This is a genomic window from Treponema sp. (assembly GCF_045641405.1).
Classification (GTDB): Bacteria; Spirochaetota; Spirochaetia; order Treponematales; family Treponemataceae; genus Treponema_D.
Window position 1 is genome coordinate 99,852 of record NZ_JAZUGX010000017.1, and the last position, 13,982, is coordinate 113,833.

Genomic DNA, 13,982 nt, shown 5'->3' on the forward strand with positions numbered 1-13,982 from the left:
GTATACTAAAAAAAAGCCGGCACTTTGACAAGTAAAGTAACCGGCATTTTAAATTTTCATTTAAATATGGATTAAAGAATTGCTATGTTGTTTTCAGCACATTCCTTAAGCATTTCTTCCGACCACATGCTTACCTGTGTTTCACCGATGTGGGCCTTTCTAAGGAAGTACATGCAGAGGCGAGACTGACCGATACCACCGCCAAGAGTCTGAACAAGTTCTCCGTTCAAAAGCTTCTTGTGGAATGTAAGTTCGGCTCTTTCTGGACAACCGCGTTCTGAAAGCTGAGACTTAAGGCTTTCCTTGCTTACACGGATACCCATGGAAGAAAGTTCCATTGCACAGTCAAGGACAGGATTCCAAACCATAAGGTCACCATTAAGGCCTGGCTTTCCGTCTGGGCCTGGTGTGATCCAGTCATCGTAGTCTGGAGCACGGCCGTCGTGAATTGTTCCATCCGAAAGCTTGCCGCCGATGCCGATGATGAAGATTGCACCGTGTTCCTTACAGAATGCTGTTTCACGTTCCTTTGGAGATTTTCCAGGATACATTTTTACAAGATCATCTGCATGAACGAATGTAATGTCTGCAGGAAGGCATGGCTTGATGTTTTCATAGCGGTCGTAAACAAAGAACTCTGTCTGTTTGAGTACGCGGTAAATTTTCTTTACGATTTCCTTAAGATAATCGATGGTGCGATCCTTTTCATCGATGCGCATACACCAGTCCCACTGGTCAACATAAAGGGAGTGAAGGTTGTCCAGTTCTTCATCGGCGCGGATTGCATTCATGTCCGTATAGATTCCAAAACCGCTGTCGAGACCGAGCTCTGTCACCTTCATGCGCTTCCACTTTGCAAGTGAGTGAACGATTTCTACCTGTGTTTCATTCATATCCTTGACTGGAAATTTTACAGGGCGTTCAACACCGTTAAGATCATCATTGAGACCTGTTCCGCTCTTAACAAAAAGAGGAGCAGTAACACGAGTAAGGCTGAGTTCTGTAGAAAGTGCAAGCTGAAAAAAGTCCTTGAGAAGGACGATTGCTTTTTCTGTTTCCTTTACGCTGAGCAAAGGCTTGTAGTTCTTTGGAACATATAATTTTGACATAAGTAACCCCGGAAAATATTTGGATAAAAAAAAATATACCATAAATAGAAAGCTTTGTAAAAGAAGGGTTTATTTCATTTCCTATTTTTACAAAGGACAAAAAGAGAACCTACACCGGCAGTAACTTTAGTCCAACCATGATTTTCATATTTGTTTTATCACAATAAAAAAAACATTACTAAATCAATAACAAAACCAACTAACATAGCAAACATCTATTTTTAATTTAGTAAATCAATACCACCGGGGACAGACCTCATGGTTTATGATTCTTAAACTGCTGTTGTCCCATCAATTTCAATTGATGGGACTAAGGCATTAGCCTCAAAATACATGATTTTGTATGGAAATAAAAGTAATCGAATTAACTAAATATGGACGGTAACAATTGTACCACTCCCAATCTTCTTTAGGCCTTCGAAAATTTCAAATTTATTTCCTATTCTCAAATATTCAGAAGCTTCAACTTTGTTTAAGACTACAATTTTTATATTCCGAATAATTTCATCGAATTGATAATCAGAAATGTATGAACCAATTATTAACCCACAACAGAAACAATATTTATTATTTATAAATTTAATTGTGGGTCTATATGTATATTCTTTATCCTTTATAGGAGGCAAATTCTTCCTACCACCATTCTGTTCTGAATACAAGATTATATCAGCTGTTAAATCGCACTCTATCATATTAATCCTCCAATGGCAAAATTACAGCCGGTGTTAATAGTGGCAGCTTTTCAGCAGGAACAATCACCGCTGATGGTGCATCTATTATTGTATCAATTGGGATTCCTGATTTAAAAGGATCAGATGTTGCAACAACTGCAACAAAAACAAGGGGACAGCCCCCATGGTTTATGAAGCAAAAGGCATCGTCAAATACCATGCATTAATGGATACTTGGGTATTTTGAAAGATCATGCCTCTTGTACCTGTTGGCAGGAACAACAATCGACTTCCCCGTGCATAAGTCATAATCCACATAATACTGGAGTCCTTCTGAATCTTCAAAGAGAAGTTCACACTTTGGGTAATTAAATGAAATGAAATCAAAATCTACAAAGTTTTTATGTTTTCTTATGATGGATTTTATGGAAACAACATTGTCCTTGCATTTTTCCACATCAACATAATGAAGCTTTTTATAAAGCTTTAATTCTTTTCCTTTGTAAAGAAGGTTTGAAATCTGTTCATCACAGATTACTCTTTCAGTACCTTCAACAGATTGTTGGATTTCGTTTTTTCCCAAGTTAATTATTTCAATGTTTTTAACATTATTTTTTTCAGATTTAATCATCAAAAGTTTTTCCCTTGATTTACTTAGGGAATAACCTACGACATTTTCCTCTGAAAACTTTTCACTGCCGGTAGACATGTCTTCAACTATGAGTTTGTCTCCATGCATTGAGAGCATCATTTGATCACTAATTTTTCGTGTCGGAAACAGTTTGTAGCGTTTTGGTTCACAGAACTTTGCTTCAGTTGGAATGTACCAGAAATCCTTTGAATAATTGCATTCACTGGCCTTCCAGAGTCCAGATGATTTTTCAAAAGTAAAGCAGGCAAAGATTTCATTCCACGCATCATAAAATCGAATTTCAGGCACTCCATCTTGAATTCTTGCTTCGGAATGAATTTCATAAGGCGGAAATGATTTTATTTTGTGGAACAGGTTTTCTTCAGACATGACAAAATAATTTGATGCAGACAGAACATTTACGTTGAAATAATTTTCAATTGCGTTTCCCTTTTTATTGATGACAATGATTTTTTCATCCGCAATAAATGATTCCACATCTTCTTCAAAAGCCCAGATTTTCCCTGAAGTTGATTCAACACACAACAGTTTTGTCGGCCATACAGTCACATTCTCCGCAAGCTTTAAATACGATACATATATTCTGTTTCCTATCTGAACTATTTTTTCAGCATGCCTGATTCTCTTTACTTCATTCTGACCCAAAAACAAAATCACTGCATTGTCATCCATTTTATTCAGACTGTAAGTCAGAGGTGATTCTTCTGAAACATTGGCGATTGTTTGAATTAAACATGGACTGCTGACAGCAGACTTTTCAGGTTGATTTTTTATGCTGCAGGAACAGAATGCCATCCCAGACAACATTAACAAGATGCGTTTTAATAATCTATTCATTTTATTTTTTCTCATTCCATGTGTAAATTTTATCAATCATCTTTGAGCGTATCTTCATTTATTTACCCTATATTCTTCACTTTTTATAAACACATTATATCCATCAGAATATTCAATTGCATAGTCATCACCTATCTCCGATTTTACAACAGAAAACACGGGGTCAGCCCCATAGGTTAAGAGCAAAGTATTTTCTAAAAAAAAATCATTTGAAATTAATTATACGGATTTGAAAGAAGATTTTAAACAGAAACTCAACCATAGCAGAGGCCTTTTCAAGCTAAGAATCAGAATGGCAATCAACCGCTAGAGATATAATCTCATATTCCGTCCATTTTAACATGTTACTAGTCTTAAGAAATGAGAAGTGATACACTTTTTTTATGAAAAAAATCGTATCATTTCTTTTTTTATTTATTAGCTGTATTTGTCTTTCATTTGCGCAGAATGAAAAATCTACCAGTCAAATTCCTTTAACAAGAAAACTTGATGCTGTACTTGGAATAGAAAAAAATATGGCACCAGCAAACGAATACTTTGGCCGTGACTATGCTAAAGAAATTCCCGTAGCAGAATATGGTTCGATCTCTGAAGCCGAAGCGCTTAAAATGTATATTGAAATTGCAGAAACTCAGAAAAGTCCAGATGCAGCCTATGCAGTCTGCTGCTACATAAGATCCTGTTACAACATCAACCATCACTACAAAATTGCCTTTGAAGGTTTTATAAAGCTTCACAAAGAAGGATATATTCCTGCAACTCATTCTCTTGCCTACCTTTATGCTAAAGGATATGGAACGGAAAAAAATATTGAAGAAGCAATCCGTCTTTATAAAATCGCAGGAGAGGCAGGCTTTGCAAATTCCTATAAAAATCTCGGTATTTTATTTTTAGAAGGTGAAGAAGTATCAAAAGATTTAGGGGCTGGAATTTCATATATAGAAAAAGTCAGTTCACTCTCAAACTCCCCAGAATCAAAATCGTTTCTTGGAGATACTTACATAGATTATTTTGACTCCCAGGATTATATAAAAAAAGGCGAACAGCTCCTCCTTGAAGCAGAACATCTTGGCGACAACGATGCCGTTTATTCCCTTGCAGCTTTATATGACAAAACCGGAAAGCTCCCAAATGACAGAAAAGAAACATATTATTTTAAAAAAATGATGGAACTTAAAGCACAAGAGAAAATTAAATACAGGGAAACAAAGTGCAAACTTTTGCCATACCTTCTTGAGCAGGAAAAACGCGGAGACACAAGTTGTTTAGATCATATTGCAAACATCTACAATCCATACAGCGCTATCTGTCCTGATTATGAACAATTTTACGAATATAAATTAAAAGCGGCAGAAAATGGACATTATACGGCAATGGGTTGTGTTGCAGCTGCTTATGCCCAGGGCAATCACTTTGAAATGAATAAAGAAAAAGCACTATACTGGTATAAAAAACTTTATAAAGAATATACCGAAGACAGAATGATTACTTATCATCTGGTAAATTTCTATGCTGCAGCAATTCCTGGTGCTGGGAATTATATGTCTGAAAAAATCTCAGGTCTTTATCTTGGGGCAGGCCATTGGGAAGATTATTCAAAAATTGATAAAGAAGAAGCTGTTGCCTTTTTTAAGGAAATCGCTGATAAAAAAGATCTTCCAAAATGGAACAAAAAAGAACAAGAAAAAGCAAGGCTGCTTCTTGGATTCTGCTATGCGAAAGGAATCGGTACAGAGAAGAACCTGGAACTTGCCTATCAGTACGATTACACAGAAATAGATAAACATATCGAAACCGCGGAAGAAGTTGAAGAAAACAGGAGAACATATCGCGAAGAACGATCTGCAAAAGAAAAAGAACTTCGTTCAAACATCCGTCGAAAACCTATTGATGGTGAAGTATATTTTAACCTTGCACATTTCTATATGGAATTTTCTAATAAGGAAAACTGCAAAAAGGCATTACCTTACTTAATCCAGGCCAAAGAACTTAATTATATTCCGGCACTTGCATATCTTGCTTCTATTTACAAAGAAGGACGATATGTAAAATATGATTTTGAAAAGGCCGCACAATATTATCTTCTTGCAGCAGCAAAAGGAAACACCAATGCAATTTCTCAAGTACGACGTCTTTACCAGAACGGAATCGGTGTTGCACCAGACATGAATGCCGATCTTGCATGGGCATTAAAACAGGATCCAAAATATGTTTTTGACAGAGATATTGAAAGATATCTTCTTGACTCTGAAATTCCTGCAGAATTTAGAAAATCTGCGCCATCATCTGACTGGTGGAATGCTGACACTGAGGAAGAAGAAGATTTTGATTACACAATTGATTTTGAGTCAGAGTCTTACGCTTCAGAAGAATTTGATGACCCGACAGAAGTTCTTTATTCCTTCTGGACTCTTTTTATAAACGATGATGACAGATGGCACAATTACATTTATCTTGATCCTGATGACGATGAAGACGAACAGACAGAGAGAATTGAAAAATTCAACGGATTTCACGAAAAACTGATTGAAAGCTGCACATATTTTTCAGTGTCCTTCAATAAAATAAAAATTAAAGACAAGTTAGATTCAGACAAATATTTTGAAGTAAAAGTTTATTTCGTACTTGAAGTTGAGGAAGGTATAGAAAAAGATACTGATGAACTTTCCATGTTCTACAGCAAGGACAAAAACCGCTGGTATGTAGACGAACTTCCTAACTAACGAATTATGGGAATGAATTCTATCTTTCCAAACAGAAAAGTCTACAGATGATAAATATTCCTACAACGACTTCATGAATTTTTCAAAAGCCTTTTTGCCTTCCTCATTGCGCTTGTAGACACCTGCATCCTCAAGTACCCGTGAGAAAACAAGGCCAACTTCATCACGGATTATTTTTTCGATGTTAGAAGCATTTACATCCTTGTACTTAGGAAGGAATTCCTTTACCCAGTCAGCGTGCTTTGAAAGTATTTCGTCAGTTGAAATATTTCTTCCTTCGACAATTGCTTTTCCAAGATCTGCAAGTTCCGTCTTAAGGCGGCCTGGAAGAATGGCAAGTCCCATGACTTCAATGAGACCTATGTTTTCTTTCTTAATGTGATGGAGTTCAGCATGGGGATGATACACACCAAGAGGATGCTCTTCAGTTGTAATGTTGTTGCGGAGAACAAGATCAAGCTCAAAAAGCTCTCCACGACGACGAGCAATTGGATTCAAAGTGTTGTGCTTTACACCATCTGTTTCGGCAAAAATAAAGGCATCTTCATCTGTGTAGCCGCGCCATTTTTCATGGATTCTGTCGGCAAGCAAGGCGATGCGTTCGGGGTCTATCCCCTTTAACCGAAGTACGCTCATAGGCCACTTAACGATACCACACTTTACATCTTCAAATCCTGCAATGATAAATTCCTTTTCAACTGGAGCCCTTGTCATGGCAAACTCATAGTTTCCACCCTGAAAGTGGTTGTGGGTCAAAATGGATCCGCCAACAATAGGAAGATCTGCGTTGGAACCGATGGTGTAATGAGGGAAAATCTTTACAAAATCAAGGAGGTATCTCCAGGTTCTATTGGTAATTGCCATTGGTACATGATCCATGGCAAAAACGATGCAGTGCTCGTTGTAGTAAACATAAGGTGAATATTGAAGACCAAATTTTTCTCCGCAAAGCTCAAAGGGAATTATGCGGTGTGTCTGGCGGGCAGGATGATTTACACGGCCTGAGTACCCTTCATTTTCCTTACACAGAAGGCATGCTGGATATCCTGATTTTTTTGCATTCAAAGCAGCGGCAATTGCCTTGGGATCTTTTTCTGGCTTTGAAAGGTTGATGGTAATATCCATGTCACCGTATTCAGTTTTACTCTGCCACTTTACATCCTTGCAGACCCGATAACGGCGGATGTAATCAGTGTCCTGACTGAATTTATAATACCAGTCAGTAGCTTCCTTTGGAGACTTTTCATAAAGGGTTGTATATTTTGCACGGATAGATGAGGGACGGTCTACAAGGCACCCCATCAATTTTGTATCGAAGAGATCACGATAAACTACGGAATTTTCACATAGTCCTTTTTCGCAAGCCCAATCAAGAATTGACTTAAGGATTGATTCAAGATCATCAACCTTCACTTCTGGAATGAAAGAAAAATCAAAGCCGTCTTCAAATCCTTCAAGCTCAAGAACTTCAAGAAGCCTGTTCTGTGTATATGAAACATCATCTTCAGAAATGAGACCTGTAACAAGGCCGTAGCCGACAAGGGAATTAATGCTTTCGTAGATTGTCATAATTCAAATCTATCACTCGGCATTCAGATTTTCAAATCAAGAGTTAGGATACTGAGCAACTGTTTGCGCAATAATGAAGACGTATAATCATCAGCAATACCAGATACTATTCTCTTGCCATCTTTTTTCGCTTTTTTTCTTTGTATTGTTCAGCATCAGCCTGCTTTAAAAGTTTTGCAAGGTTGTAATTTTCAGAGTCAAAGCATGCAGCTCCAAGGCTTATGGAAATATTGAATTCCTCATTGGAAGTTCTGTTCCATTCTTCGCAAAGCTCATCAAGTCTTTTCTTTAATTTTTCAAATACTCCAAGATCAAGGGAAATGGAAAGTATTGCAAATTCATCGCCACCAAGACGAGCCATGGTATCTGCAGCACGGAAAGTTTTCTTTAAAAGCTCTACCTCGGCAATGATGGCCCTGTCTCCAGCATCGTGGCCATAGGTGTCATTGATTTTTTTTAATCCATCCATGTCACCATAGATTACAAGACCTTTCTTTCCAAGGGATGCAGCAATGTTAAGTTCCTGCTGAGCTGCTAAAAGGAATCCACGGCGGTTCAATATGCCAGTAAGTTCATCTGTCTTTGAAAGCTTTGCAAGACTGATGTTTTTCTCTTCGTACTTGCTGACCTCAAATGCACTTGCAATAAATTTACAGATGAGGGAATAAATCATGATGTATTCCGCACAATCGTAAGAGCCCATGGAAAGTATCATATAGCCGTACTGAAATTTACCGTGATAGATTGCCTTTACTATCTGGACGCCTTTGAAATCATCAAGCATATTATCAGGCAGAAGTTTTTTTTCACAGTCAAAGTAATCCTTGCTGTCAATGATCTTGGTACCGGACATTCTATCCGACATATAATAGATTCTTGCCATGGAAGGAGCATTAAAGCTTTCACCTGGCAGAACCTCTACAGGATTTTCATACAGACATAGCGCCGACTGATTAATGTCAAAGCTGTAAAGATAATTTTCAAGTCTTGAACAGAGCATTTCAAGTGAAAGGCTGCTCTGAAGCTCCTCTACAAAATGCAGCACCCATATATTCTGGTCATTACGCACAAAGAACGATGTAAAGGCTCTGGAAAAGAAATCTTCATTTCTGCTGATATAGGTTCCATTTTCAGTTTTATTCACAAAGTTTGAGTTTTTAGGGAGACATCCGCAGCTTGCCCTATACGAACATTCCGACTGCATCACATTCAGCATGTTGATTTTCTTACCAGTGACAGACCTTTCAAGAATATTGAATCCCTTGTAGCATTGTCCAGGAACATCCTGGTTCACAGTAGTAAGGCTTGGATACGAATAAAGTGACCGGACTGTATTGTCAAAACCTGTAACGCATATATCTTCAGGAATGGAAAAGCCAAGGGATGTAAGATAGGTCATGGTACCCAAGGCAAGCTCATCCGTTACGCAGACTACGGCATCAAAATCAACGGATTCCCTTGTGGGAAAATTCTTCTTCATTGCGGCAACGGCACTGTCAAAAATGTAATCACCGTATATTATGTGATGCTCGGGAATTTCAATATTTTTTTCTTTCATGACTTCCTTAAAAAAAGTAAGTCTGTCCCTGATATCCTGGCTCTCGCAATCTATTCCCATAAAGAGAATTTCTTTTTTTCTGTGAGCGTCAATAAGATGTCTTACAAGATTTTTAAATGCAGATTCAGAATTAACTATAAGTGAAGGAATTTCACTTATCTCTGAAACGATGGAAACTACAGGAAGATATACATTTACTTCCCGAACTATGTCTTTTACTTTTTCCAAACCACAGTAACGACAAAGGGCAGCCGTAGGAAAAACAGCACCGTCCAGGTTTGCATTGTTTATGAATTTCGAGATGAACCATTCCTGATAAGCATATTCGTTTTCTTCAGCGTCTGGTTCCTTTGAAGAAAACACAAGCACGTCATTGCCTGAATCCTTTGCATACCGTCTTACGCCTTCAAGCAATTTTTGAGAATATTCATATTCAAGATGTGGGATTGGAATTCCAAATCGCATATTGTAATTTTACTATAGAATTCAGAGAAAAACACATTTTTAACAGCTATTTAATTCTGTCGAATCGTTTTCTTTGCATGCTTCACCTTGTACTGCTCATCATCAGCCTTGCTCAAAAGACTTTCAAGATTGAATTTTTCAGAATCAAAGACTGCAGCCCCAAGACTTATGGATAACTTGAAAGGCTCATTTGAAGTTCTGTTCCATTCTTCGCAAAGCTCATCAAGTCTGTGCCGTAATTTTTCAAACATTTCCATTGTAAGGGAAATTGAAACAATGGCAAATTCATCACCACCAAGGCGACCAATGGTATCTGCCGCACGGAAAGTTTTCTTCAATAGTTCAACCTCTGCAATGATAGCACGATCCCCGGCTTCATGACCGTAAGTGTCATTGATATACTTAAGTCCATCCATGTCGCCGTAGATTACAAGACCGCTTTTGCCGACATCAGAAGCAAGTGAAATATTCTGCTGTCCCACAAGCATGAATCCACGGCGGTTGAGGATACCTGTCATCTCATCGGTCTTTGAAAGAATTGAAAGTTTCTTGTTCCTATCAGAAAGATTGCTTACCTCATAGGCAATTGCAATGAACTTTGCCATAAGGGTATAAATCATCATGTATTCAGTTCCACCATAATCACCTATGGAAAGAATCATATATCCATACTGAAGATTTCCATGGTAAAGAATTCTTACAGCATTGAGTCCAGTTATGTCATCCATCATGAAGTCAGGTAGAAGACTCTTTGAACAGTCAAAATATTCTTCGCTGTTGACAGTCTTCTGTCCAGGAACATCAACATTACAGGCATAGAAAATTCTAGCCCTTTCAGGAAGGATGAATTTTTCATGTCTATTGATTTCAACAGGTTTTTCATATAGACAGATTGCAGATCTTTTTATGTTGAACATCTTCATGTAACGATCAAGACGTCGGCTGAGAGCATCAAGGGAAAGCCCTGAATTAAGGTCTTCAATGAAGTCCATGATATTTACATTCTGGTTGTTGCGAACAAAAAAAGACTTGAAGGCTGTGGAATAGAAGTCCCTGTCCTTAAGGATTTTTTCACCTTTATCGGTAATGCTCACATACGGATCACCCTGACTAAGACAACCGCAGCTTACTCGATAGCACGCACTGGAATGAAGTCTTTTAACTAAATCTATTTTCTTACCATTTATCCTGTCCGAAAGTAATTTTGCACCAAGATAGCTTTGATTAGAAATACTCTGATCAATAGTTGAAAGGCTTGGATAGCAGTAAACAGAACGCACAGTGTTGTCAAATCCAGAGATGGTGACCTGTTCAGGAACATCAACTCCAAGCTTGAACATGTGGGATATGGCGCCCATGGCAATCTCATCTATGACACAGACTATGCCGTCAAAATCAATGGATTCCTTTGTAGGATATTTTTTTTCGAGAACTTCCTCTGCGCTTTCAATGGTATAACCGGCATAAAGAATATGATCTTCATCAAAATCAATATTTTTTTCTTTCATGACTTCACGGAAGAATCTGATGCGCTGCATTATGTCATCACTTTCTGATTTAATTCCAATCAGAAGGAGTTTTTTTCGTCCGTGGTCATCAATCAGGTGCCGTAAAAGATTCTTAAAGGCTTCCTCGGAATCAACTACTAGCGACGGAACATTTGGAACTGGAGTAACTATGGAAACAACAGGAAGTTTCTTATCTAGATTGCTGACGAACTCAACGGCATTTTCTTCCTTGATGAAACGACTTAAGGTAGCTGTCTGGATGACAATCCCATCAAGATTCTTTTTATTGAAGAATTTAGAGATGGCCCATTCCTGATAGGCAAACTCACTCTCAGTAGACTCAGGTTCTTCAGTTGAAAAAACAAGAAAACCATTTCCCGTATCTTCAACATACTGCCTGCAGCCTTGCAAAAGCCGCTGAGAATATTCATATTCCATGTGGGATAAAGTCATTCCGATACGCATTAATGACATTATAATTCAAAAAAATTGCAAAAAAAACTTAATAACACTACAATATGGAACATGAAAAAAACAAATGACAGCTTCACCCTTGAATTTGCCAAGGATTCAGGTTTTGACAGAACAGAAATTTATTTTTACAGCGGAACTCCAGACCTTATGGGAGTTTATTTTTCAGAAGACACCAAGCAGAACAGACTTTTTGTCACTGACAATACGATTGCCGCCCTTGAATGCAACAGGGATTTCGTAAGGCATTTTAATGTTGATCTTGGCGACATTTCAGACATCAAGATTAATGAATCAAAGGTTTACCGCAACGGTGGTGATACACTCTGCATCATTGGTTCTGGTGAAAAATATAAAACCATTGAAAGCGTCCTTGAGATGGTTAAGGCTGCCTTGGACAGCAATTTCAACCGCAACTGTCTTTTTATTGCAATAGGTGGCGGCGTTATCACCGACATGACTGCTTTTGCGGCATCAATGTTCAAGCGTGGTGTAGATGTTGAGTTCGTTTCCACAACAATGCTCGCAGATGTGGATGCTGCCGTAGGCGGTAAAACTGGCTGCGATTTTGGAAACTACAAGAACATGATAGGAGCCTTTTACCCTGCTAAAAAACTGCATGTCTTCAGCGACTTTGTTAAATCACTTTCACAAAAGGAATACATTTCAGGTCTTGCAGAAGCCATAAAGACAGCATTCCTCTTTGACAAAGAAATGCTTGAACTATTCAAAAATGAAAGGGATAAGGTTCTTGCCCGTGACAGCGAAATTCTAAACAGACTTATTTCAGGATGCACAAAGGCAAAGGCTAAGATCGTCCATGAAGATCTGAGGGAAAAAGGAAGCAGAGCATTCCTTAACCTTGGCCATACATTTGGACATGCCCTTGAAGCAGTAAGCGGTCTTGGTGAAATTACCCACGGAGAAGGTGTTGCCTGGGGAATGGCACGAGCCTTTGAGTATGGAAGAAAGAACGGGCTTTGCTCGGATGAATACGCCCAGAACGGAATAAACATTCTTGCCTCGTATGGCTACAATGTAGGCAAGGCAAATGTTCCTGCTGAAAAAATCCTTGATGCCATGAGGAAGGACAAGAAGAACATGTCCAGCGTAATCAAGCTTATCGTTCAGGATGGACCTCAGAGCACAAAAATCATCGAAGCAACCGATGAAAAGATTCTTGAAGTATTGAGATAACGCGGAAAATAAAATGATTTCTAAAGAACACTATTTTGACTATGCGGCAACATCTCCTATTGATGAAGAAATTGTTAAGAATGCACTGGAGCTTTCCCTGGAACATTGGGGGAATCCATCAAGCATTCATGAAGCTGGAACCGATGCACGCAAAGTTTTTGAAGATGCAAGAAAAAGAGCAGCCGATGCCCTTGGAGTAAAAACAGAATCAATTTTCTTTACTTCAGGCGGAACTGAAAGCGATCACCTTGCCCTAACAAGTGTTCTTTCAAAACCTCAGAAAGGCAGCATCGTCATCAGTGCCATCGAGCACCCTGCCCTTCGTGAAATGGCAAAGATGATTTCTGGATGTGGCTGGAAGGCAATTACCGTAAATCCAAACAAGGACGGAATAGTTACAGCCGAAGCAATATCAGCAGCTGTGGAACCTGACACTGCATTTGTAACTGTAATGGCAGTCAACAACGAAACTGGTGCAGTTCAGCCTGTAAATGAAATCGCAGATGCCCTTGTAGAAAAGGCAAATGGAAAGAGAAAACCCTTCTTCCATGTGGACTGCGTACAGGCAGCAGGAAAGATTCCATTGGATTTCCTAAAAAATCCTGCTGTTGACAGTGCTGCCTTCAGTGCCCATAAAATCGGTGGACCTAGAGGAATAGGAATCCTTTACCTTGCAAAGGACATGAACTCCTTCCTTAAAGGCGGCGGCCAGGAAAAGAATGTCCGCAGCGGAACGGAAAACCTTTTTGGAGCAGAAGCCATTTCCCAGTGCCTTGCAAAATACTGCATCTGCGAAAAAAATTCCACATCCATCGAACGCTTTGAAAATCAGAAAAAGTGGACGGAGGACTTCATCAGACAGCTTATGGAAATCAAGGGCACTGTAATGATTCCTCATTGCCGTGGAAAAGAAGCAGCCGCAGAATTTTCACCTTGGGTCGTTCAGGCAGCCTTCCCTGGGATTCCAGGACAGGTCATGGAACGTGCCTTGAGTACAAAGGGCTTTTACATTTCAACAGGAAGTGCATGCAGTGCAGGACACCATTCAAGGCCAATTCTTGACACCATGCAGATTCCACCAAAGGAAAAGGAAAGTGCCGTAAGGTTCAGCTTTGGTCATGAAACCACAAAGCAAGCAATGGACGATCTTGTTGAAGCCGTAAAGGAAGTGTGTCAGGCATTTTTCCATTGATATTCAATGCGACTTGCTGCCCATACAAAG

At 38.9% G+C, this 13,982-nt stretch carries 10 protein-coding genes; 3 read left to right on the forward strand and 7 right to left on the reverse strand.

Annotated elements, in window-relative coordinates; translation table 11 throughout:
* Positions 1-71 precede the first annotated feature (71 nt).
* The 4 genes from asnA to ACKI39_RS03205 all read right to left on the reverse strand — a co-directional run bounded on the left by asnA (position 72) and on the right by ACKI39_RS03205 (position 3,104).
* Positions 72-1,109, reverse strand: coding sequence for an aspartate--ammonia ligase (gene asnA, locus ACKI39_RS03190; RefSeq protein ID WP_318690277.1), 1,038 nt, complete (start codon positions 1,107-1,109; stop codon positions 72-74).
* Positions 1,110-1,477: 368 nt separating this feature from the next.
* Positions 1,478-1,801, reverse strand: a complete 324-nt coding sequence (locus tag ACKI39_RS03195) for a hypothetical protein (RefSeq protein ID WP_407397591.1) — start codon at positions 1,799-1,801, stop codon at positions 1,478-1,480.
* Position 1,802: 1 nt separating this feature from the next.
* Positions 1,803-2,000 carry a hypothetical protein gene (locus ACKI39_RS03200; RefSeq protein WP_407397593.1) on the reverse strand — a complete coding sequence of 66 codons (198 nt, stop codon included), beginning with the start codon at positions 1,998-2,000 and terminating at the stop codon, positions 1,803-1,805.
* Between the two features lie 3 nt (positions 2,001-2,003).
* Positions 2,004-3,104 carry a hypothetical protein gene (locus ACKI39_RS03205; protein ID WP_407397595.1) on the reverse strand — a complete coding sequence of 367 codons (1,101 nt, stop codon included), beginning with the start codon at positions 3,102-3,104 and terminating at the stop codon, positions 2,004-2,006.
* Positions 3,105-3,784: 680 nt separating this feature from the next.
* On the opposite strand from ACKI39_RS03205, the gene ACKI39_RS03210 reads away from it, so the two are divergent.
* Positions 3,785-5,992 carry a tetratricopeptide repeat protein gene (locus ACKI39_RS03210; protein WP_407397597.1) on the forward strand — a complete coding sequence of 736 codons (2,208 nt, stop codon included), beginning with the start codon at positions 3,785-3,787 and terminating at the stop codon, positions 5,990-5,992.
* Positions 5,993-6,052: 60 nt separating this feature from the next.
* Here the strand turns inward: ACKI39_RS03210 and ACKI39_RS03215 are convergent, their stop codons facing one another.
* The 3 genes from ACKI39_RS03215 to ACKI39_RS03225 all read right to left on the reverse strand — a co-directional run bounded on the left by ACKI39_RS03215 (position 6,053) and on the right by ACKI39_RS03225 (position 11,557).
* Positions 6,053-7,561: a UDP-glucose--hexose-1-phosphate uridylyltransferase gene (locus tag ACKI39_RS03215; protein ID WP_407397599.1), complete on the reverse strand. Its 1,509-nt coding sequence runs from the start codon at positions 7,559-7,561 to the stop codon at positions 6,053-6,055.
* A gap of 106 nt (positions 7,562-7,667) precedes the next feature.
* Positions 7,668-9,584 (reverse strand): substrate-binding and GGDEF domain-containing protein, encoded by a 1,917-nt coding sequence (locus tag ACKI39_RS03220; protein WP_407397601.1) that lies wholly within the window; start codon positions 9,582-9,584, stop codon positions 7,668-7,670.
* 50 nt (positions 9,585-9,634) lie between these two features.
* Positions 9,635-11,557, reverse strand: a complete 1,923-nt coding sequence (locus ACKI39_RS03225) for a diguanylate cyclase (RefSeq protein WP_407397603.1) — start codon at positions 11,555-11,557, stop codon at positions 9,635-9,637.
* Between the two features lie 60 nt (positions 11,558-11,617).
* On the opposite strand from ACKI39_RS03225, the gene ACKI39_RS03230 reads away from it, so the two are divergent.
* Together ACKI39_RS03230 and ACKI39_RS03235 are read left to right on the forward strand one after the other, a co-directional pair.
* Entirely contained in the window at positions 11,618-12,760 is a 1,143-nt protein-coding gene (locus ACKI39_RS03230) for a 3-dehydroquinate synthase (protein WP_407397605.1), read from the forward strand.
* Positions 12,761-12,773: 13 nt separating this feature from the next.
* On the forward strand, positions 12,774-13,952 hold the full coding sequence (locus ACKI39_RS03235; protein WP_407397607.1) for a cysteine desulfurase family protein: 1,179 nt from the start codon (positions 12,774-12,776) through the stop codon (positions 13,950-13,952).
* Positions 13,953-13,982 lie beyond the last annotated feature (30 nt).